Raw genomic sequence first — 21,609 nt, 5'->3', positions numbered from 1 at the left:
ACCATCCTGGCGGTCGGCGCCGGTGAGGAGCGGGCTGTGGTCAAGAATGGCGAGATCAAAATCGCCACAGTGATGTCGGTGACTCTGTCGACGGACCATCGCGCGGTTGATGGAGCCCTTGGCGCGGAACTGCTGGTCGCCTTCAAGCGGCTGATCGAGAACCCGATGGGCATGCTGGTCTAGGAAGGGAAAAGGCTCGTGCGGAAATTCTTCACCAGCCTTTTCGCCTTTTTCATTTCCTGGTTTGCCGGCGGTCTGGTCGCGCTGGGACTGGCCATCGCAACCCATGCGCAGGAAGAATACGTTCTGGTGTTCATGGCTTCCGCGCTTGTGACCATTGTCGTGACGATCGTGTTTTTCGTTGCGCAGTTCTTTTCGAATGCACCCACGATCATCGACTGGCTGGCCCTTTGCGCCATTGTCCTGTTCGTGCTGGTCGGGCTCGGCCTGATAGGCTGGACATTCTCGCAGCCGATCGACAAGCGCCAGTGGGGGAGTGATCTTCCAATCGTCGCCGGCCTGGTTTTGCCGAGCCTTGCCACGGTGCTGGTTCACTGGCTGTTCGTACGCTGGCGGATGGGACACGGTTTGATGAATGCACAGGTGAACGCATGAAGACGGTGCTTTGCTACGGCGACTCGCTGACCTGGGGCTACGATGCCGAAGGCGGGCGTCATGCGTTGCAGGACCGCTGGCCAAGCGTGCTGCAGGCCGGGCTTGGCGGTGGCGTCCAGGTTATCGCCGATGGCCTCAATGGCCGCACCACGGCCTTCGACGATCATCTGGCCGGCGCCGATCGCAACGGCGCGAGGCTGTTGCCGACTGTGCTGACGACACACGCGCCCATCGACCTGATCGTCATCATGCTCGGCGCCAACGACATGAAGCCGTGGATCCACGGCAATCCGGTCGCGGCCAAGCAAGGCATCCAGCGGCTGATCGACATCGTGCGCGGCCATGACTATCCGTTCGACTGGCCGGCGCCACAGATACTCATTGTGTCGCCGCCCGTTGTAAGCCGCACCGAAAATGCCGATTTCAGGGAAATGTTTGCCGGCGGCGATGAGGCATCGAAGCAGCTCGCTCCGCAATATGCCGCACTCGCCGACGAAGTCGGCTGTGGCTTCTTCGATGCCGGCACGGTGTCGCAAACCACACCGCTCGACGGCGTCCATCTCGATGCCGAAAACACGCGAAACATCGGCAAGGCGCTGACATCGGTCGTGCGCGTCATGCTGGAATTGTGATTGAAGGAGAAAATCCGTGGCTGAGAACTACGACGTCATCATCATCGGCTCCGGCCCCGGCGGCTATGTCACGGCGGTGCGTTCTGCCCAGCTCGGCTTCAAGACGGCGATCGTCGAGCGCGAGCATCTCGGCGGCATCTGCCTCAACTGGGGCTGCATCCCGACCAAGGCGCTGCTGCGCTCGGCCGAGATCATGCACTATTCCGACCATCTGAAGGACTATGGACTGAAGCTCGACGGCAAGGTCAGCGTCGACACATCGGCCGTCGTCGACCGCTCGCGCAAAGTTTCGCTGCGGCTCAATGGCGGCGTGGCCTTCCTGATGAAAAAGAACAAGGTCGACGTCATCTGGGGCGAAGCCAAGCTGTCGAAGCCCGGTGAGGTCGTCGTCTCCAAGACGGCCAAGAAGCCGATGGAGCCGCAGCCGCCGGTGCCGAAGGGCGTCAAGGGCGAGGGCACCTACACCGCCAAGCACATCATCCTGGCGACCGGCGCGCGGCCGCGCGCTCTGCCCGGCATCGAGCCGGACGGCAAGCTGATCTGGACCTATTTCGAGGCCATGGTGCCGAAGGAGATGCCGAAGTCGCTGCTGGTGATGGGCTCGGGCGCCATCGGCATCGAATTCGCCTCGTTCTACCGCACCATGGGCGCCGAGGTGACCGTTGTTGAACTGTTGCCGGCGGTGATGCCGGTCGAGGATGCCGAGGTCTCGAAATTCGCGCAAAAGCAGTTCGAGAAGCAAGGCATGAAGATTATACTCGAAGCCAAGGTGACCAAGGTCGAGAAGGGTGCGAACTCGGTCACCGCGCATGTCGAGATGAAGGACGGCAAGGTCGAGAAGATCACCGCCGACCGTATGATCTCGGCCGTCGGTGTCCAGGGCAACATCGAGGGCCTCGGCCTTGAAGCGCTTGGCGTGAAGACCGACCGCGGCTGCGTCGTCGTCGACGGTTACGGCAAGACCAACGTGCCCGGCATCTACGCCATCGGCGATGTCGCCGGCCCGCCAATGCTTGCCCACAAGGCCGAGCATGAGGGCGTGGTGTGCATCGAGAAGATCGCGAATTTCCCCGGCGTGCACGCCATCGATAAGCTCAAGATCCCCGGCTGCACCTACTGCAATCCGCAGGTTGCCTCCGTCGGCCTGACGGAAGCCAAGGCCAAGGCCGAAGGCAAGGATATCCGTGTCGGCCGCTTCCAGTTCGCCGCCAACGGCAAGGCGATCGCGCTTGGCGAGGACCAGGGTTTCATCAAGACCATCTTCGACAAGAAGACCGGTCAGCTGCTCGGCGCCCATATGGTCGGCGCCGAGGTGACCGAACTGATCCAGGGCTTTGTCGTGGCGATGAATCTCGAAACCACCGAGGAAGAGCTGATGCACACCATCTTCCCGCATCCGACGCTGTCGGAGATGATGAAGGAGAGCGTGCTCGACGCCTATGGCCGCGCCTTGAACGCATGATAGATTCGCAGCAGGAGACTCAGCCGCGAAAGCCCTGGGAACTCGGCGGCAAGGCAGTTTGTTTCCGCATGCATTTTTACGCGCGCAAGGAGAAGGCATATGCACTTGAACGGCGTGGGCTGGATCGCAGCCATCATCATCGGCGGCCTGGCAGGCTGGTTCGCCGAAATGGTCATGAAGAGCAACACCGGCATTTTCATGAACATTATCATGGGCATCGTTGGCGCGATCGTGTTGAACGCCATCCTGCAGGCGCTCAATTTCGGCCCGTTCGGCGTCGGTTGGACCGCCTATCTGATCACCGGCTTCATCGGCGCCTGCCTGCTGATCTGGGTCGGTCGCCTGGTGCGCCGCTAGCCGGTATCGGTCCCGGCTATGCGAAAACGGTTGTGGCGGCATGCGCCGCCGCAGCCTTTTTCTTTGTGCTGAAAAGTCCTAGATGACGATAAAGTGACGATCGCCGACGGGTGGTCGCGAGAAAAGCCAGGGTTCAGATGGTTACTGTCCTCGACACGATCGCCAACGCGCCACGGCTGCGGCACCCCGAGAAGGCGCATAAGCCCGACCAGGAGGTGTTGCGCAAGCCCGACTGGATCCGCGTCAAGGCGCCGGTCTCCAAGGGCTATGCCGAGACACGTGAGATCGTCAAATCGCACAAGCTGGTGACCGTCTGCGAAGAAGCTGGTTGCCCGAACATCGGTGAGTGCTGGGAAAAGAAGCACGCCACCTTCATGATCATGGGCGAGATCTGCACGCGCGCCTGCGCATTCTGCAATGTCGCCACCGGCATTCCGACCGCGCTCGACCCCGATGAGCCGGCGCGCGTCGCGCATGCCGTCAAGCAGATGGGGCTCAGCCACGTCGTCATCACCTCCGTCGACCGCGACGATCTCGCCGATGGCGGTGCACAGCACTTTGCCGATGTCATCCGGGCGATCCGGGCGGCAACGCCGTCGACGACGATCGAAATCCTGACGCCCGATTTCCTGCGCAAGGACGGTGCGCTGGAGATCGTCGTGGCGGCCAAGCCCGACGTCTTCAACCACAATCTCGAAACCGTGCCGTCGAACTACCTGAAGGTACGGCCGGGCGCCCGCTATTTCCACTCGATCCGGCTTTTGCAGCGGGTCAAGGAACTCGATCCGTCGATCTTCACCAAGTCCGGCATCATGGTCGGCCTGGGCGAGGAGCGGAACGAGATCCTGCAGCTGATGGACGATCTGCGCACGGCCAATGTCGACTTCATGACCATCGGCCAATATCTGCAGCCGTCGAAGAAGCACCATCCGGTGATCCGCTTCGTCACGCCCGAAGAGTTCAAGTCCTTCGAGACGATCGGCCGGACCAAGGGTTTCCTGCTGGTGGCATCGAGCCCGCTGACGCGTTCATCGCACCATGCCGGCGACGATTTCGCCCGGCTGCGCGCGGCGCGGGAAGTACAGCTCCAGAAATCGGTCTAGCGCTGGTTGCATGCCGAAATTCGAAGCCACCCGCCGCGTTGCCCATACGCCGCAGCAGATGTTTGCCCTGGTTGCCGATGTCGAGGCCTATCCGCAATTCCTGCCGCTTTGCGAAGCGCTGACGGTGCGCTCGCGCAAGGAGCGTGACGGACGCACCGTTCTCCTGGCCGATATGAGCATCGGCTACAAGGCGATCCGCGAGACCTTCACGACGCAGGTACTTTTGAAGCCCGACGAGAACGCCATCGACGTGAAATATATCGATGGCCCGTTCAAATATCTCAGCAATGTCTGGCGTTTCGAGCCCGATGGCGCCGGCTGCGCCGTCCGCTTCTTCATCGACTACGAGTTCAAGAGCCGCATCCTGGGCGCGCTGATGGGCACCATGTTCGACCGCGCCTTCCGCATGTTCGCCGAAGCTTTCGAAAAGCGCGCCGACGTCATCTATGGCGTTGCGCCGGCATGACGCTATCGTGGTGAATGCGCGCCTTATCCAAGCGCGCGCAGGCCGAGTTGCAGCGCGTGTCCCACCGTCTCGTGGCGGATGAATTCGCGGCCCTTGTGGCCAAACAGCTGGCGCTCGGCGACAACCGGCTGGCCGGCTAGGGCAAGGCCGAACCAGACGAGACCGACCGGCTTGTCAGCCGAACCTCCGCTTGGGCCGGCAATGCCGGTAACGGCAAGAGAAAGGCTCGCGCGCGAATGCGCCAGCGCGCCAGCTGCCATTTCCAGGACCGTTTCGCGCGAAACGGCTCCGTGCGCGTCGAGCGTTTCGGCGGAAACGCCGAGCATCTCCATCTTGGCTTCGTTGGAATAGGTGATGAAGCCGCGGTCGACCACGGCGGATGAGCCTGCAATGTCGGTCAGCGCGGCGATGATCATGCCGCCGGTGCAGCTTTCCGCCGTCGCCAGCATGATGCCACGTTGCTGGCAGGCCAGCAGTAGGGAGTTTGCGAGTTCGGCGTTGCTCATTCCGGCACCTCGCCGGGGAACACCACGCTGGCGGTGGCGATCGCGGCGATGCCTTCTTCGCGACCGACAAAGCCGAGTTTTTCATTGGTAGTCGCCTTGATCGAGATGCGGTCGGCGGAGATGCCCAGCATCTGCGACAGGGCCGCCGTCATCGCCTCGCGATGCGGGCCGACGCGCGGCGCTTCGCAGATCAGCGTGATGTCGGCATTGGCGATGCGTCCGCCGCGCTCACGCACCACTTTTGCCGCGTGTTCGACGAAGATCCGCGACGCCGCACCTTTCCACTGCGGATCGGACGGCGGAAAATGCGTGCCGATATCGCCGGCGCCACAGGTCGCCAGCAGCGCGTCGGTCAAGGCGTGCAGGCCGACATCGGCATCGGAATGGCCGGACAGTTTCTTTACATGCGGAATGGCGACGCCGCACAGCGTGACGTGGTCGCCGGGTTCGAAGGCGTGGACGTCGTAGCCGTTGCCGGTGCGGATATCGGGGAAATGTGTTCGTCCGCTGGAAAGCCGCTGGTGCGCCATGGCGATATCCCGTGCCCAGGTGAGTTTAACATTGTCCGGCGAGCCGGGAACGAGCTTGACCGGAATATGCGCCCATTCGGCAATGGCCGCGTCGTCGGTGAAGTCCAGCCTGCCTAGTTGATAGGCCTTGTCGTGTGCGGCAAGGATCGGTCCGTAGGGAAAACCTTGCGGCGTTTGCGCAGCGTGCAGCCCGCTGCGGGAAACGGTTTCCGCAACCACGCCGGCGGCCGACTCGCGCTTCAGCGTGTCGGCCACGGGCAGGGCGGGCAATGCCCCCTCGTTCTCGCCGATGGCCGCGATGGTGCGGTCGATCAACTCCGCATCGACGAACGGGCGGACGGCGTCGTGAATCAGAACCTGGTCCGGCGCGTGGTCCTTCAGCGCCAGCAGCCCGAGCCGGACGGATTCCTGCCGGGTCGGCCCGCCAATGATGGCGGTGACGCGCTCGGCCTGGGTGCCCGCCGCTTGCCGGAACAATTCGTGGTCGTCGGCGTGGATGGCGACGACGATCCGGCCGGTTCGCGGATGGGCCAGAAACATCTCCAGCGTGTGCGCAATGACGGCGCGGCCGCCTATGGTCTGGTACTGCTTGGGTCCGTTGGCCTGTCCGGCACGAGCGCCGCGGCCGGCGGCGACGATCACCACCGCAACCCCACCTGTCGCGTTCGCGTTTTCACTTCCGTCAGTCATGGCGATTGGCTTAGCGCACGATCCCCAAAAGTGTAATTGGTTTTCCAAAAAGATCGTGCGTCAAATATGAATTCCAAAGCGTCCTTCACACGCCCTGAGCGACGCGCGGCGCCCTAGTCACGGCAAATGCCTAAGGTCCGGAATTTTCCCAATTGCGCCTCATTGTGACGTCATTCCGCGTTGCACATTGTGGCCGATATGGCTAGAGAATGTGCAACGAATGGACATGCTTGGTTTTTGTGCATGGTTAACTTAGCCAGATTGGCCGCGCCTTTGAACGTCGGCGGCGTGGAAATCCGCAACCGCGTATTCCTCGCGCCGATGTCGGGAATCACCGACGAGCCTTTCCGGCGGCGCGCCCATACGCATGGCGCGGGCCTGGTCGTGTCCGAAATGGTGGCAAGCGGCGAACTCGCCAAGGGCAGGGCCGGCTTCGACCTGCGCATACGGCATTCCGGGCTGCCCGTCCATATGGTGCAGCTGGCCGGCCGCGAAGCGGCACACATGGCCGAGGGCGCGCGGATCGCGGCAGGCGAGGGCGCCGACATCATCGACATCAACATGGGCTGCCCGGCCAAGAAGGTCACCGGTGGTTATGCCGGCTCGGCATTGATGCTGGATCTCGACCATGCGCTGTCGTTGATCGAGGCCGTGGTTGGCGCGGTCAAGGTGCCGGTGACGGTCAAGATGCGGCTCGGCTGGGACGAAGGCGCGCTGAATGCACCCATCCTGGCGCGCCGTGCCGAGCAGGCGGGCGTCAAGATGGTGACGGTGCATGGCCGCACGCGCTGCCAGTTCTACCAGGGCAAAGCCGACTGGCGCGCCATCGCCCGCGTCAAGGAAGCCGTGTCCATCCCGGTCGTTGCCAATGGCGATGTCTGTTCGCCTGCCGAGGCAGCCGCCATTCTCGACCAATCGGGCGCCGATGCGGTGATGGTCGGCCGCGCGCATTACGGCGCGCCCTGGATCGCCGGTGGCATCGCAGCGGCGGCGGCAGGCGAAACGGCGGCAAACGTGCCGCAGACTCGCGCTGATCTGGCCGACTATGTCGTTGGCCATTACCAGGACATGCTGGCGCTTTATGGCGTAGAGAGCGGTTTGCGTCAGGCACGCAAGCATCTGGGCTGGTATCTCGATCGCCACGCGGTTGGCGTCGCCGACGACGACCGAAAAGCCATCCTGACCACGTTCGATCCGGCCCGCGTCATTGCCTTGCTGCGCAATGTGTTTTCGCGCGATCCGCAACCCTTGAGCCTGCGGAGCGCCGCATGAACGCCAACGTTGGCCAGGGAACTGAAATGGTGGATGCCGCCCAGATAGTCCTCAACACCATCCGCCGCCCGGTGATCATGATCAGCGAGGAAGGCTTCATCACCTTCGCCAATGCCGATGCCGAGGACTTCTTTCGCTCCAGCGCGACCATGCTGGCGCGCAACACGCTGTCCAAGCTCGTCCCTTTCGGCAGTCCGCTGCTGACCCTGGTCGATCAGGTGCGCGAGCGCCGGGCGCCGGTCAACGAGTATCGGGTCGATGTGTCGTCGCCACGCCTCGGCATCGAGAAAGTCGTCGATCTCTATGTTGCGCCGGTGCCGGAATTCCCGGGCTCCGTCGTGGTCATGTTCCAGGAACGGTCAATGGCCGACAAGATCGACCGGCAGATGACGCATCGCGGTGCCGCGCGTTCGGTGACCGGCCTAGCGGCGATGCTCGCCCACGAAATCAAGAACCCGCTCTCCGGCATTCGCGGCGCCGCGCAACTGCTCGAACTGTCCGCCTCCGACGAAGACCGCGCACTGACCCGGCTGATCACCGACGAGACGGACCGCATCGTCTCGCTGGTCGATCGCATGGAGGTGTTTTCCGACGAGCGGCCGATCGATCGCTACCCCGTCAACATCCATGTCGTACTCGACCATGTGAAGGCGATCGCAAAGAACGGTTTTGCAAAGAAAATCAGGATATTGGAGGATTATGATCCATCATTGCCTCCAGTATTCGCCAACCGCGACCAACTGATCCAGGTGTTTTTAAACCTGGTCAAGAACGCGGCCGAGGCGATCGGCAGCGACCCGCATGGCGAGATCGTGCTGTCGACCGCCTTCCGGCCCGGCATTCGCGTTTCGGTTCCAGGCACGCAGGACCGCGTGTCGCTGCCGCTGGAATTCTGCGTTCGCGACAATGGCTCCGGTGTCTCCGAGGATATCCTGCCGATCCTGTTCGATCCCTTCATTACCACCAAGCCGAACGGCTCGGGGCTGGGGTTGGCACTGGTCGCCAAGATCGTGGGCGAGCATGGCGGCATCATCGAATGCGAATCGACCCCGCGCGGGACCACCTTCCGCATCCTGATGCCGGCCTGGAAGGAAACGCCGTTCGGCGCTGAAGAAGACGGTGAAGGAGACCGCAAATGACCGCTCGCGGCAATATTCTCGTCGCCGATGACGATGCGGCGATCCGCACCGTGCTCAACCAGGCGCTTTCGCGCGTCGGCCACGAGGTGCGCGTCACCTCCAATGCCTCGACCTTGTGGCGCTGGGTGGCGGCGGGCGAGGGCGACCTTGTCATCACCGACGTCGTGATGCCGGACGAGAATGCCTTCGACATGTTGCCGCGCATCAAGAAGGCGCGGCCGGAGCTGCCGGTCATCGTCATGAGCGCCCAGAACACGTTCATGACGGCGATTCGTGCATCCGAGACCGGCGCCTATGAATATCTGCCGAAACCGTTCGATCTGACCGAGCTGCTCAACATCGTCAACCGGGCGCTGTCGGAGCCGAGGCGGCCGAAGATCGATGCGCGGCCCGATGAGCAGCCCGAGACGATGCCGCTGGTCGGCCGTTCGGCGGCCATGCAGGACATCTACCGCATGCTGGCGCGCATGATGCAGACCGACCTGACGGTGATGATCTCGGGCGAATCCGGCACCGGCAAGGAACTGGTGGCGCGCGCCCTGCACGAATATGGCCGCCGTCGCGGCGGGCCGTTCGTCGCCATCAACATGGCGGCGATCCCGCGCGACCTGATCGAATCGGAACTGTTCGGCCACGAGAAGGGCGCTTTCACCGGTGCCCAGAACCGCTCGACCGGCCGCTTCGAGCAGGCCGAGGGCGGCACGCTGTTCCTCGACGAGATCGGCGACATGCCGATGGAAGCGCAGACGCGCCTGCTGCGTGTCCTGCAGCAGGGCGAATACACGACGGTTGGCGGCCGCACGCCGATCAAGACCGATGTGCGCATCGTCGCCGCCACCAACAAGGATCTGCGCACCCTGATCAACCAGGGGCTGTTCCGCGAGGATCTGTTCTATCGTCTCAACGTCGTGCCGCTCAGGCTGCCGGCGCTGCGCGAGCGCTCCGAGGATGTGCCGGATCTCGTGCGTCACTTCTTCAAGCTCGGCGAGATGGAAGGGCTGCAGACCAAGCGAATCTCGTCCGGCGGCATCGAACTGATGAAGCGCTACCCGTGGCCGGGCAATGTGCGCGAGCTGGAAAACCTGGTTCGCCGGCTGGCCGCGCTCTATTCACAGGATGAAATCTCCGCCGAGATCATCGAGGCGGAGCTGAAGACCGGCGAGCGCCCCGTGGTGCCCGGCGGCGGCAACCTCATTCCCGACGACCTCTCCATCGGCCAGGCGGTCGAGCATTTCCTGCAGCGGTATTTCGCCTCGTTTGCCGGCGAATTGCCGCCGGCAGGGCTCTACCAGCGTATCCTGTCCGAAGTCGAATATCCGCTGGTCCTGGCCTCGATGACGGCAACCCGCGGCAACCAGATCAAGGCCGCGGAGCTGCTGGGGCTGAACCGCAACACGTTGCGCAAGAAGATTCGCGAACTGGGCGTCAACGTCTATAAATCGTCGCGGCCGGGCTGAGCGCTGATCTGACGCACTCTTTTCAGGGGACTGAGCGGCGAAACATTTCCGCCATTGTCACACTTGTTGCATAATCGCCACAATGCGTTGCATAGATCGGACGCATTCATTGGCTCCCAGACGGCGACATGGCTCCGCAGGCACCTGTACTCAACCAACCGCTATTCAGCGAACCCGGCGCGCGCGACGGGCGCCGCTTGCTGGCGCTGCCCGGCGTCGTGGCGGTCGTCGGCGCGCTGGTCATGGCGGCCATTTCGTTCACCATCCTGGTCGGCGCGACGCCGATCGCGCCTGACGCCAGGACGACCTGGGCGCTGATCGCGCTCAACGCCGCTTTCGTGCTGTTCCTCATGGCGCTGGTCGGGCGCGAGGTGCACCGCATCGTCATGGCGCGCCGGCACGGCAAGGCGGCCTCGCGTCTGCATGTGCGCATCGTTGCCATGTTCGCGCTGGTCGCCGCCATTCCCGCCATCATGGTGGCCATCATCGCGTCGATCACGCTCGACATCGGCCTCGACCGCTGGTTCGAGATTCGCACCAAGACGATCGTCAATTCCTCGCTGTCGATCGCCGATGCCTATGTCCAGGAAAATGCCCGCAATTTGCAGGGCACGACGCTGTCGATGGCCTACGACCTCGACGCGTCGCGCACACTTTACGGCCTTGATCGCACAGGCTTTCTCGACCTCCTGAACAAGGAAGCGGTGGGCCGGTCGCTGGCCCATGCGGCGCTGATCAAGCCCGACGGTTCGTTCGTCATGAGCGCGCAGACCGATGCGGATTTCGCCATGCCGGAACCGCCGGAAGGCGCGGTCAGCAGCGCCACCGACGGCAAGCCGGTGCTGATAGAGCCGCGCACCCGCAACATCATGGGCGCCATCGTCAAGCTGCGCGAAATCGAGGGCCTCTACCTCTACACCATCCGCCTTGTCGATCCCGAGGTGATAAAGGCGCGGCAGATCGTCAGGTCCAACACCGACGAGTACCGCAATCTCGAAGACAACAGGCGCACCTCGCAAGTGGCCTTCGCGCTGCCCTATCTGTCGCTGACGCTGATTATCATCCTGTCGGCAATCTGGACGGGCATCGCGGTCGCCGACCGTCTCGTGCGGCCGATTCGCCAGCTCATCGGCGCTGCCGACGAGGTGGCGACAGGCAATCTCGACGTCGCGGTTCCAGTCAGGCCTTCCGATGGCGACGTCGCCTCGCTCGGCGACACATTCAACAAGATGCTGCTGGAGCTCAAATCGCAACGCAACGAGATCCTGTCGGCAAAGGACCTGATCGACGAACGGCGGCGCTTTTCCGAAGCCGTGCTCGCCGGTGTCACCGCCGGCGTCATCGGCGTCGATCCCTACGGCATCGTCACCATCGTCAACCGATCGGCCGAATCGATGCTGGCCATCTCCGCCAGTGCCGCACTCGGGCAGAACCTTTCCGCCATTCTGCCGCATGTCGGCCGTGTCTTCGAGATCGGCCGCCAGTCGGGCAAGCCCGTCTACCGCGAGCAGGTGACGTTTTTCCGCGCCGGCACCGAGCGTACCTTCAACGTGCAGATAACCGTCGAGGCGGGCGACGACGGCTCGGAGGAGAAATCCTACGTCGTGACCGTCGACGACATCACCGATCTGGTTCAGGCGCAGCGCTCTTCCGCCTGGGCCGATGTGGCGCGTCGCATCGCCCACGAGATCAAGAACCCGCTGACGCCGATCCAGCTTTCGGCCGAACGCATCAAGCGCCGATACGGCAAGGTCATTACCGAAGACCGTGAGGTTTTCGACCAATGCACCGACACCATCATCCGACAGGTCGAGGACATCGGCCGCATGGTCGACGAATTCTCCGCCTTCGCGCGCATGCCCAAGCCCGAGATGAAGGCCATAGATCTGCGCGAATCGCTGCGCGAGGCCTCCTTCCTGGTCGAGGTCAGCCGCGCCGACATCACCTTCGAGCGGGTCTTCGGCAACGAACCGCTCAAGGGCACGTTCGACAGCCGCCTTCTGGCGCAGGCTTTCGGCAATGTGATCAAGAACGCCGCCGAGGCGATCGACGGACTGGAACAAAAGGACGGTTCGCACGGCATAATCCGGATTCAAGCCGGCCGTCAGAATGGCGCGATTCGAATCGACGTCATCGACAATGGCAAAGGCCTGCCGCGCGAGAATCGCCAACGGCTGCTCGAGCCCTATATGACTACGCGCGAGAAGGGCACCGGGCTTGGTCTCGCTATCGTCAAGAAGATCGTGGAGGACCATGGCGGCAGGCTGGAACTTCATGATGCACCTGCGGACTTCCATGGCGGTCGCGGGGCGATGATCAGCATCATCCTGCCGCCCGCGGCCGTCACGCCGTTGCGCGGCGAAGGCAAGACGGAACACGAAAGAGAAACTGAAAAGGTCGGTAATGGCGTCTGATATTCTCATCGTCGATGACGAGGAAGACATCCGTGAGCTTGTCGCAGGCATATTGAGCGACGAAGGTCACGAAACCCGTACGGCATTTGACGCCGACAGCGCGTTGGCCGCGATCGCTGACCGGGCGCCGAGGCTGATCTTCCTCGACATCTGGCTGCAGGGCTCGCGCCTGGACGGCCTGGCGCTGCTCGACGAGATCAAGACCATGCACCCCACTCTGCCGGTGGTGATGATCTCCGGTCACGGCAACATCGAAACGGCGGTTTCCGCCATCCGCCGTGGCGCCTATGATTTCATCGAGAAGCCGTTCAAGGCCGACAGGCTGATTCTCATTGCCGAGCGTGCTTTGGAGACCTCGAAATTGCGGCGCGAGGTTTCCGACCTCAAGCAGCGCAGCGGCGAGACCTTCGACCTGATCGGCATGTCGTCGGCGATGAGCCAGCTGCGCCAGACCATCGAGCGCGTCGCGCCGACCAACAGCCGTGTCATGATCATCGGCCCGTCCGGATCGGGCAAGGAACTGGCGGCGCGTGCCATCCACACGCTGTCGGCCCGCAAGGGCGCGCCGTTCGTGACGCTGAGCGCCGCCAACATCACGCCCGAGCGCATGGAGATCGAACTGTTCGGCACCGAATCGAACGGCGTCGAGCGCAAGGTCGGCGCGCTGGAGGAGGCCCATCGCGGCATCCTCTACATCGACGAAGTGGCCGATATGCCGCGCGAGACGCAAAACAAGATCCTGCGCGTCCTGGTCGAGCAGCAGTTCGAGCGGGTAGGGGGCACCAAGCGGGTCAAGGTCGATGTCCGCATCATCTCCTCGACCTCGCAGAACCTCGAGGCCATGATCGCCGACGGACGTTTCCGCGAGGATCTCTACCATCGGCTGGCTGTGGTTCCGGTGATGGTGCCGGGGCTGGCCGAGCGGCGCGAGGACATTCCCTACCTCGTCGACAATTTCATGAAGCAGATCGCCCGCCAGGCCGGCATCAAGCCGCGTCGTATCGGCGACGACGCGCTTGCGGTGCTGCAGGCTCACAATTGGCCGGGGAACGTGCGTCAGCTGCGCAACAATGTCGAGCGCCTGATGATCCTGGCGCGTGGCGACGACGTCGATGCACCGATCACCGCGGACCTTCTGCCGTCCGAGATCGGCGATGTCATGCCGCGCACGCCGAATCAGTCCGACCAGCACATCATGGCGCTGCCGTTGCGCGAGGCACGGGAACAGTTCGAGAAGGACTATCTGATCGCCCAGATCAACCGCTTTGGCGGCAACATCTCGAAGACCGCCGAGTTCATCGGCATGGAGCGTTCCGCCCTGCACCGCAAGCTGAAGTCGCTGGGCGTCTGACGCGCGGGACCTGAACCGCGCGTGGTCCAAGCATTTGCCGGTTACGGCGGCGACGGAATCGCTTAAGACAACCCGAGAATTTTCCAGGGGTCGCCAATGCCGCGCATTGCCTATGTCAACGGGCGCTACGTCGCTCACGCGGACGCTTCCGTGCATATCGAGGATCGCGGCTATCAGTTCGCCGATGGCGTCTACGAGGTCTGCGAGGTGGCGCGCGGCTTCATCGTCGACATGCCGCGCCATCTTGCCCGGCTCAACCGCTCGCTGAACGAACTGTCGATCGCATGGCCGGTCGCGCGCAACGTGCTGCCGCTCATCCTGCGCGAAGTGGTCAACCGCAACCATGTCGTCAACGGCCTGGTCTATGTGCAGGTGACGCGCGGCGTCGCCAGCCGCGAGTTTGTTTTCCCGTCGGCGGATACCAAACCGTCTTTGGTGGTCACCGCCAGAAAGGCCGATCCGGCGGCTGGAGCAAAGCGAGCCGAGACCGGGATCGCGGTCATTACCGTGCCAGAGAACCGCTGGGACCGGGTCGATATCAAGACCGTCGGACTGCTGCCCAATGTATTGGCCAAGCAAAAAGCCAAGGAGGCTGGTGCGCAGGAGGCATGGTTCGTCGATACCGACGGCAACGTCAAGGAAGGCGGCTCGTCGAACGCCTGGATCGTTACCAGGGACGGCGTCCTGGTCACCAGGCCAGCCGATCACGGGATCCTGCGCGGCATCACCCGCACGACCATGTTCGAAGTTGCGGCAAAGCTCGGCCTGAAGATCGAGGAGCGCGGTTTTTCCGTCGCCGAGGCCAAGGCGGCGCGCGAGGCATTCATCAGTTCCGCCACGACGATTGCCATGCCGGTCGTGGCCATTGACGGCGATCCAGTGGCCAACGGGCACCCCGGCTCAGTGACACTTTCGTTACGGCAGGCCTTTTTTGACATTGCGGAAAAAAGTCCAGCCTGATAACCGCACAGGTGGAATGAACATCAATATATCTCGTTCTGCTTGTCGTTACTGACGACAAGACGGTGTTTGCGCGCTTGACATGTGCCCGACAATTTGGCGCATTGGCTTGCAAACCGAAGGGGATCGGCGAAAGACAAGAACAATGGCGGAACGATCGCAAAACCTTCAGGACCTGTTCCTGAATTCAGTTCGCAAGAGCAAGAACCCGCTCACCATCTTCCTCATCAACGGCGTGAAGCTGACCGGCGTGGTCACTTCGTTCGACAATTTCTGTGTGCTGCTTCGCCGCGACGGTCACTCGCAGCTCGTCTACAAGCACGCCATTTCCACGATCATGCCGAGCCAGCCGGTTCAGATGTTCGATGGCGAGGAAAGCCAGGGCGCCTGATTGGCACGTGAAAGGGACGCGGACGGCACGGTTCGCGGAAAACCAGCGCATCATCCCGGGACGGAAGCCAAGGGCCCGACCCGAGCGGTCGTCATTGTGCCCGTGCTTACCCGCCAGCCGCGCGGCGACGACGAGACCAACCGTCCGCGACTGACGCGTTCGGCCGATGCTCGCCACGATGAGGCGGTCGGCCTTGCCCGAGCCATCAATCTCGACCCTGTCCATACGGCCGTCGTGACCGTCAACGATCCGCGTCCGGCAACCTTGCTCGGCAGCGGCAAGGTCGAAGAGTTCGCCGAGATCGTCAAGGCGAACGATGCGGAACTGGTCATCGTCGACCATCCGCTGACCCCGGTGCAGCAGCGCAATCTGGAGAAGGAACTGCATGCCAAGGTGCTGGACCGCACCGGGCTGATCCTGGAAATCTTCGGCGAGCGCGCCCGCACCAAGGAAGGCACGCTGCAGGTCGAACTTGCCCATCTCAACTACCAGAAGGGCCGCCTGGTCCGCAGCTGGACCCATCTTGAACGCCAACGCGGCGGCGCCGGCTTCCTCGGTGGTCCCGGCGAAACCCAGATCGAATCCGACCGGCGGCAGTTGCAGGAAAAGATCATCAAGCTGAAGCACGAGCTTGAAACGGTTCGTCGCACCCGCGATCTGCACCGCGCCAAGCGCAAGAAGGTGCCATTCCCGGTGGTGGCGATCGTCGGCTACACCAATGCCGGCAAGTCGACGCTGTTCAACCGGCTGACTGGCGCAGACGTGCTGGCGCAGGACATGCTGTTCGCCACGCTCGACCCGACGCTGCGCCGCGTGCGCCTGCCGCATGGCACGCCGATCATCCTGTCGGACACGGTCGGTTTCATCTCCGATCTGCCGACGCATCTGATCGCGGCTTTTCGCGCCACGCTTGAAGAGGTGGTCGAAGCCGATCTCGTCATCCATCTGCGCGACATTTCCGATCCCGACACGGCGGCACAGGCCGAGGATGTCGAGCGCATCCTGGCCGACCTTGGTGTCGACGCCAGTGACACCAAGCGCGTGATCGAAGTCTGGAACAAGATCGATCTGCTGGACGAAGGCAACAGGAGCCGGCTGCTTGCCGATGCCACAAACGGCAGCAAAGGCCCGCCGATCGCCATATCGGCGGTGAGCGGCGAGGGCATCGATGCGCTGAAGGCGCTCATCGAGACACGCATGGCGGGCGAGCTCGAAGACCTGACGGTGACGATCGGGCCGGCACAGTTCGGTCTAGTCGACTGGCTGTATCGCAATGGCGATATCGTTTCGCGCACCGACAATGAAGACGGCAGCGCCACCATCTCGCTCAAGGCCACGCAAAGCGCCCGCGAAGAGATCGAAAGCCGATTGCGTCGTAAAAACAACGGCTAGGCCGGAGCAATTACAGGCTTACTTCGCGCTCTTCGCTTCCTGCCAGAGCGCTTCCATCTCGTCCAGGGTGGCCTGTCCCAGCGTGTTGCCGGACTTCTCCAGGGCCTGCTCGACATAGTGGAAGCGCGATCGGAATTTTTCGTTGGTGCCGCTCAACGCGGCTTCCGAATCGACCTTGAGGTGGCGGCCGAGATTGACGACGGCAAACAGCATGTCGCCGAACTCGTCCTTGATCGAGGCCGTCTCGCCCTTCGCCAGAGCCTCGCGCAATTCGCCGATCTCTTCCTCGATCTTGTCGAGGATGGGGGCTGCCTCGCTCCAGTCGAAGCCGACACGGGCAGCTTTCTCCTGGAGTTTTAGCGCCCGTGTCAAAGCGGGCAGGGCGACCGGAACGCTGTCGAGGAACCCCTTGCCATTGTCTTCGGGGTCGAGGCCGCGCGCGAGACGGGCTTGACGTTTCTCCGCCTTCTCCTCGGCCTTGATCTTCTCCCACATGCCCTTGGCCATGCCGGCGCTGCGAGCTTCCTCGTCGCCGAAGACATGCGGGTGGCGCCGGATCATCTTGGTGGTGATGGCCTGGACGACATCCGGGAAGGCGAATTCACCCGCTTCCTCGGCCATTTGCGCGTGGTAGACGACCTGCAGCAGAAGGTCGCCGAGTTCGTCGCGCAGGTCACCGAGGTCGCCGCGTGCGATGGCATCCGCCACCTCATAGGCTTCCTCGATCGTGTAGGGCGCGATGGTCGAGAAATCCTGCTCGATGTCCCAGGGGCAGCCGGTCTTCGGCGCGCGCAGCGCCGCCATGATCTCGATCAGGCGCGAAATGTCTTTCGATGGCGTCATGCGGCGGATGCTATCCTGCGGCCCGACGCGCGGCCAACGCTGTCAGCCGGCGAGGGAGCCTTGTCCACAGCTGAGCCGCTTCAGTCGAGCACGGAGACGATCGCCTTGGCGAGGTCGTCCATGCCGTCCTCCGGCAGTCCGGCGACGTTGATGCGGCTGTCGCCGACCATGTAGACGCCGTGCTCGTCACGCAACCGCTCGACCTGCGCTTCCGTCAGGCCCAGCCGCGAGAACATGCCGCGATGGCTGGCGACGAAATCGAAGCGATCGGAGTTGGATTGCCGGCGAAGCGCCTCGGCGAAAGCCACGCGAAGTCGCAGCATGCGCAGGCGCATCTCTTCCAGTTCGGTTTCCCAGTCGGCACGCAGGCTGGCGTCCTCCAGCACGATGCGCACCGCGGCGGCGCCATGGTCCGGCGGCATCGAATACATGGCGCGCGCCGCTGACAGCATCTGGCTCATCGCCACATCCGCCTGCGCGCTATCCCTGGCCAGGATCATTGCGGCGCCGACACGGTCGCGGTAGACGGCGAAATTCTTCGAGCAACTCGACGCAACGACCATTTCCGGCACTTTCGCGGCCAGCAGGCGCAGGCCGAGGGCATCGGCCTCGAGGCCGTCACCAAAGCCCTGATAGGCGATGTCGACGAATGGCAGCAGCTCACGCTCGGCGACCAGGTCGGTGACGGCCTGCCACTGCGCCGCGTCGAGGTTGGCGCCGGTCGGGTTGTGGCAGCAGCCATGCAACAACAGCACGTCGCCGCTCTTTGCGGTGCGCAACGCCGCTAGCATGTCGTCGAAGCGTACAGCGCCGGAGGTCGCGTCGAAATAGGGATATTCGCGGATCTGCAGGCCGGCGGCGCGCATCACCGGCATGTGGTTCGGCCAGGTCGGGTCCGACAGCCAGACGGTCGCGTCGGATCGCGTCCGCTTGAGCAGTTCGGCCACCAGCCGCAGCGCGCCCGAGCCGCCAGGCGCCTGTGCCGCCCGGATGCGCGTCATGTCCGCGCCCGGGCCGAAGGCGAGCTTGGCCATCACCGCGTTGAAGGCGGTGTCGCCGGCAAGCCCGAGATAGGTCTTGGTGTCCTGGCTGTTCAGCAGCCGCTTTTCGGCCTCGCGGACCGCGCGCATCACCGGCGTCTTGCCGTCGCGATCCTTGTAGACGCCGACGCCGAGGTCGACCTTGTTGGGGCGCGGATCGGCGCGATAGAGGCCGATCAGGGCCAGGATCTTGTCGGCGGGAGCTGGCTGCAGGTCTTCGAACATCGCAATGGTTCCGTTGGCGCGGCGGAGTGATACGCAAATCGAACGCGCTTCGCCAGCGGTTTTCCTGTGTGTGGCTTGGCGCCATGGACTTGCCCAGATACATGGCGATCAAGCAAGGGGCCTTGCTGTACCGGTGATCGTCGGGCCGTACAGCCCAGGATCTGTCCCGGGGAGGGCAAATTGATAGTCACACGCAGGGCCACATTCGCGGACATGGCCGCTGTCATAGACTGCGTTGAGGCTTCGCTGGAAGCTACCTATGGCGGGCTCTGGACTTCCGAGCCGCTAAAGGCTGGCGACGATGATTGGACGAACGCGTGGGTAGCCTGCGATCCTCAGCGCATCATCGGAGTCGGGCTGTCCCAGGCTGATGTCGTCAGCGATTTGTGGATTCATCCATCCGCGCACGGGCTCGGCGCGGGAACTGCCCTGTTGGCGGTTCTGGAAAGCGAAATAGCCTCCCGCGGCTTCGCCACAGGCCGTTTGCGCTGCCTCGAACCAAATGTGAGATCACGGAGCTTCTATGCGTCGCGAGGCTGGGTGGAGGTACGAATCTATCCGCACGAAACAATACCCTTGAACACCATCGACATGACGAAGTTGATCGGCTCAAAGGAAAAATGAGGCCGCTCCGCGCAACGCGGTGGCGAGGCTATTCAGCCGGCATTATTGCTGTCGACGAGGTCGCACAGGGTGGCTTCAACAGGCGGCTCAAGGGACTGCTTCATGCTCGTACGGCTGACGATGATCTGCAACGGCGCCACGGCCGCGACCCGGCGGGGTTCGTTTCCGCTCGATGAGCCGCTGGAGCCGCGATCGCTGACGCTAGCGAAGGCGGTGCGCGGGACAATGCGCCGTGCCGACCGCGTGTGGACAGCGCCAGCGCTTCGCGCCCGCCAGACCGCCGAGGCGCTATCGCTGGACGCGTCGGTCGAGCCGCTGCTGGCGGACCAGGACCATGGAAGCTGGGCCGGCAAGAGTTTTGAGGACGTACAGGCACGACAGCCCGGCGACATCGCCGCCTGGCTGACCGACCCCAATGCAGCGCCGTATGGCGGCGAGTCGCTTGCCGATGTTGCTCGCCGGGCTTCCGAATTGATGGACCGGTTGATGGTCGAGCCTGGCCACACCATCGCGCTGACCCATGCCAGCGTGATCCGCAGCGCGATCGTGCATGTTCTGGGTGCTCCGCTTGCTGCCTGCTGGAAAATCGATATCGAGCCGCTGAGCATCACCGATTTTCGCAGTGACGGCCGCAGATGGGTGCTGCGTGCCTGCGGTGTGACTTCGTCCAAACCGACAAAACCGCTTCGCCCCTGAGCGCCAGGCGGGCTAGGGGAGCGTAAAATGCGATCCTCCGGCGGAGCCCTGCAAGAAAAACGGCACGGCCGGGATTAAAATCCCCACATGGTCCGTAAACAGGACATGAAACGGTCGATGCCACGCTTTGACATCATAGGACAGCTCGGATCGCTGCGGCGCTACGCGCAGTCGCTGACGCGCGACAGCGCGGATGCCGAGGATCTCGTGCATGACGCGCTGGTGCGCGCCTATGAGCGGCGCGGCACCTTCCGCTCCGGTGGAAACCTGCGGGCATGGCTACTGTCCATCGTCCACAACGCGTTTATTGACCGCATGCGCTCGCGCCGCTCGGAAGCCGTGCGCATCGAACAGGCCGGATACCTCGCCGATGCCGCCACGCCGGCGCCGCAGGAGCATTCGGTGCGCCTGGCGCAGGTGCGGGACGCCTTTTTCAACCTGCCGGAAGAGCAGCGCTCGGCGCTGCATCTGGTCGCCATCGAAGGGCTTTCCTATCAGCAGGCGGCCAATGCCACCGGCGTGCCGCTGGGCACGCTGATGTCGCGCATCGGCAGGGCACGCACCGCCTTGCGCCAGATGGAAGACGCCGCCCCGGTGCGCGGCAAAAATCATCTCAGGATCGTGGGAGGTGAGCCATGAACGCTCTTGTCGACCCTGTGACGGACACTGACCTCGACTCCTATATCGACGACCAGCTGGATGTCACCCGCCGCATCGAGGTCGAAGCCTTCCTGTCGGTACGCCCGGAGGCTGCCGCGCGCGTCATGTCGGATCTGCGGACCCGCGATGAACTGCGCGTGGCGCTTGCCGGCTCCAAGGGTATGGCGCGGCCGGCGACCGCCGACGCGGCGCGGCGGCTGGAGAGGGGACTTGTCCGTGGCCGCATCTTCGGCGTGTTGCAGCGCGCCGCTGCCGTAGCCGCCTTCGTTGCCGCCGGCTGGCTGGCAAATGGTATCATCGGGCCGATGTCGGTGACCAAGGTCGTCGCGTCGCCGCAGCCGCCCGCCTATGTCGACGAGGCGGTGCGGGCACACAGGACGACGCTGGTGCGCGAAACCATGCCCTCGCAGCCGGAAGCGCCCAACTACAATGCCGGCGAGATCCGTGCGGCGACCGCGATCGTCATGCCGTCGCTGCCCAAGGACTGGAAGGTGCGCGACGTGCAGATCTATCCGTCGCGCTTCGGCCCGAGCGTCGAGATGGCTGTCGACACCAAGGACATGGGCCTGGTGTCGCTGTTTGCGATCCGGCCGGGAACCTTCGACGTGGTCAAGCCGACCGTTGCGCCCTCGGGCGACATTTCCTCGGCCTATTTCCAGATCGGCGAGGTCGCCTATGCGGTGGTCGCCAAGACCGGGGTTCACGACCTCGACCGCGCCGCCGAGACGCTCGCCAAAACGCTTTACTGAGCGACCCACGCTTTACTGACCGATCCACACAAAGG

23 protein-coding genes are annotated in these 21,609 nt (G+C 63.5%); 19 read left to right on the top strand and 4 right to left on the bottom strand.

Annotation, left to right across the window (positions count from 1 at the left end; genetic code table 11):
* The 7 genes from QQK95_RS04840 to QQK95_RS04810 form a co-directional block, all read left to right on the top strand.
* On the top strand, positions 1 to 183 hold a 183-nt coding region (locus QQK95_RS04840; RefSeq protein ID WP_236383401.1), incomplete at its 5' end, for a 2-oxo acid dehydrogenase subunit E2.
* Between the two features lie 15 nt (positions 184 to 198).
* Positions 199 to 615, top strand: coding sequence for a hypothetical protein (locus tag QQK95_RS04835; protein ID WP_284269538.1), 417 nt, complete (start codon positions 199 to 201; stop codon positions 613 to 615).
* On the top strand, positions 612 to 1,247 hold the full coding sequence (locus tag QQK95_RS04830; RefSeq protein ID WP_284269536.1) for an SGNH/GDSL hydrolase family protein: 636 nt from the start codon (positions 612 to 614) through the stop codon (positions 1,245 to 1,247). The genes QQK95_RS04835 and QQK95_RS04830 overlap by 4 nt, the downstream gene beginning before the upstream one ends.
* 16 nt (positions 1,248 to 1,263) lie before the next feature.
* A complete protein-coding gene (gene lpdA, locus QQK95_RS04825) occupies positions 1,264 to 2,709 on the top strand; it encodes a dihydrolipoyl dehydrogenase (protein ID WP_284269534.1) in 1,446 nt (481 codons plus the stop codon).
* Positions 2,710 to 2,808: 99 nt separating this feature from the next.
* A complete protein-coding gene (locus QQK95_RS04820) occupies positions 2,809 to 3,066 on the top strand; it encodes a GlsB/YeaQ/YmgE family stress response membrane protein (protein ID WP_095775765.1) in 258 nt (85 codons plus the stop codon).
* Positions 3,067 to 3,203: 137 nt separating this feature from the next.
* Positions 3,204 to 4,169 (top strand): lipoyl synthase, encoded by a 966-nt coding sequence (gene lipA / locus QQK95_RS04815; RefSeq protein WP_284269529.1) that lies wholly within the window; start codon positions 3,204 to 3,206, stop codon positions 4,167 to 4,169.
* A gap of 10 nt (positions 4,170 to 4,179) precedes the next feature.
* Positions 4,180 to 4,635, top strand: coding sequence for a type II toxin-antitoxin system RatA family toxin (locus QQK95_RS04810; protein WP_019858030.1), 456 nt, complete (start codon positions 4,180 to 4,182; stop codon positions 4,633 to 4,635).
* A gap of 23 nt (positions 4,636 to 4,658) precedes the next feature.
* On the opposite strand, the gene QQK95_RS04805 is transcribed toward QQK95_RS04810, so the two are convergent.
* Entirely contained in the window at positions 4,659 to 5,141 is a 483-nt protein-coding gene (locus QQK95_RS04805; RefSeq protein ID WP_284269527.1) for a CinA family protein, read from the bottom strand.
* A complete protein-coding gene (locus tag QQK95_RS04800) occupies positions 5,138 to 6,361 on the bottom strand; it encodes a bifunctional 2-C-methyl-D-erythritol 4-phosphate cytidylyltransferase/2-C-methyl-D-erythritol 2,4-cyclodiphosphate synthase (RefSeq protein ID WP_284269524.1) in 1,224 nt (407 codons plus the stop codon). The genes QQK95_RS04805 and QQK95_RS04800 overlap by 4 nt, the downstream gene beginning before the upstream one ends.
* A gap of 243 nt (positions 6,362 to 6,604) precedes the next feature.
* Here QQK95_RS04800 and dusB point away from each other — a divergent pair, with 243 nt between their 5' ends.
* From dusB to hflX, 8 genes are all read left to right on the top strand, one after another.
* Complete coding sequence (gene dusB, locus QQK95_RS04795; RefSeq protein WP_284269523.1) at positions 6,605 to 7,633, top strand: tRNA dihydrouridine synthase DusB; 1,029 nt, start codon at positions 6,605 to 6,607, stop codon at positions 7,631 to 7,633.
* On the top strand, positions 7,630 to 8,772 hold the full coding sequence (locus QQK95_RS04790) for a two-component system sensor histidine kinase NtrB (protein ID WP_284269520.1): 1,143 nt from the start codon (positions 7,630 to 7,632) through the stop codon (positions 8,770 to 8,772). Before dusB ends, QQK95_RS04790 begins: the two co-directional genes overlap by 4 nt.
* Positions 8,769 to 10,229 (top strand): nitrogen regulation protein NR(I), encoded by a 1,461-nt coding sequence (ntrC, locus tag QQK95_RS04785; RefSeq protein WP_010909344.1) that lies wholly within the window; start codon positions 8,769 to 8,771, stop codon positions 10,227 to 10,229. The genes QQK95_RS04790 and ntrC overlap by 4 nt, the downstream gene beginning before the upstream one ends.
* A gap of 128 nt (positions 10,230 to 10,357) precedes the next feature.
* On the top strand, positions 10,358 to 12,643 hold the full coding sequence (locus QQK95_RS04780; protein WP_284269517.1) for a sensor histidine kinase NtrY-like: 2,286 nt from the start codon (positions 10,358 to 10,360) through the stop codon (positions 12,641 to 12,643).
* Positions 12,633 to 13,994: a nitrogen assimilation response regulator NtrX gene (gene ntrX, locus QQK95_RS04775; protein WP_010909346.1), complete on the top strand. Its 1,362-nt coding sequence runs from the start codon at positions 12,633 to 12,635 to the stop codon at positions 13,992 to 13,994. Before QQK95_RS04780 ends, ntrX begins: the two co-directional genes overlap by 11 nt.
* 96 nt (positions 13,995 to 14,090) lie before the next feature.
* On the top strand, positions 14,091 to 14,954 hold the full coding sequence (locus QQK95_RS04770) for a D-amino-acid transaminase (protein WP_284269512.1): 864 nt from the start codon (positions 14,091 to 14,093) through the stop codon (positions 14,952 to 14,954).
* 145 nt (positions 14,955 to 15,099) lie between these two features.
* Positions 15,100 to 15,345, top strand: coding sequence for an RNA chaperone Hfq (hfq, locus tag QQK95_RS04765; protein WP_006202172.1), 246 nt, complete (start codon positions 15,100 to 15,102; stop codon positions 15,343 to 15,345).
* The gene (gene hflX, locus QQK95_RS04760; protein ID WP_284269510.1) at positions 15,346 to 16,737 is read left to right on the top strand and encodes a GTPase HflX; all 1,392 of its coding nucleotides are present in this window, start codon (positions 15,346 to 15,348) and stop codon (positions 16,735 to 16,737) included.
* 18 nt (positions 16,738 to 16,755) lie between these two features.
* On the opposite strand, the gene mazG is transcribed toward hflX, so the two are convergent.
* Both mazG and QQK95_RS04750 read right to left on the bottom strand, forming a co-directional pair.
* Positions 16,756 to 17,580 carry a nucleoside triphosphate pyrophosphohydrolase gene (gene mazG, locus QQK95_RS04755; RefSeq protein WP_284269508.1) on the bottom strand — a complete coding sequence of 275 codons (825 nt, stop codon included), beginning with the start codon at positions 17,578 to 17,580 and terminating at the stop codon, positions 16,756 to 16,758.
* A gap of 80 nt (positions 17,581 to 17,660) precedes the next feature.
* A complete protein-coding gene (locus tag QQK95_RS04750; RefSeq protein WP_284269505.1) occupies positions 17,661 to 18,845 on the bottom strand; it encodes an amino acid aminotransferase in 1,185 nt (394 codons plus the stop codon).
* A 180-nt stretch (positions 18,846 to 19,025) separates the two neighbouring features.
* Here QQK95_RS04750 and QQK95_RS04745 point away from each other — a divergent pair, with 180 nt between their 5' ends.
* The 4 genes from QQK95_RS04745 (at position 19,026) to QQK95_RS04730 (ending at position 21,574) form a co-directional block, all read left to right on the top strand.
* Positions 19,026 to 19,469, top strand: a complete 444-nt coding sequence (locus QQK95_RS04745) for a GNAT family N-acetyltransferase (RefSeq protein WP_284269503.1) — start codon at positions 19,026 to 19,028, stop codon at positions 19,467 to 19,469.
* Between the two features lie 102 nt (positions 19,470 to 19,571).
* Positions 19,572 to 20,165 carry a histidine phosphatase family protein gene (locus QQK95_RS04740; RefSeq protein ID WP_284269502.1) on the top strand — a complete coding sequence of 198 codons (594 nt, stop codon included), beginning with the start codon at positions 19,572 to 19,574 and terminating at the stop codon, positions 20,163 to 20,165.
* A 105-nt stretch (positions 20,166 to 20,270) separates the two neighbouring features.
* Positions 20,271 to 20,804: a sigma-70 family RNA polymerase sigma factor gene (locus QQK95_RS04735; RefSeq protein WP_409371654.1), complete on the top strand. Its 534-nt coding sequence runs from the start codon at positions 20,271 to 20,273 to the stop codon at positions 20,802 to 20,804.
* A complete protein-coding gene (locus QQK95_RS04730) occupies positions 20,801 to 21,574 on the top strand; it encodes an anti-sigma factor family protein (protein WP_284269498.1) in 774 nt (257 codons plus the stop codon). Before QQK95_RS04735 ends, QQK95_RS04730 begins: the two co-directional genes overlap by 4 nt.
* Positions 21,575 to 21,609: the final 35 nt, after the last annotated feature.

Source organism: Mesorhizobium huakuii (assembly GCF_030160235.1).
Lineage (GTDB): Bacteria > Pseudomonadota > Alphaproteobacteria > Rhizobiales > Rhizobiaceae > Mesorhizobium > Mesorhizobium huakuii.
The sequence above is the reverse complement of the archived record's forward strand: the minus strand, read 5'-3'. Positions and strand labels throughout refer to the sequence as shown.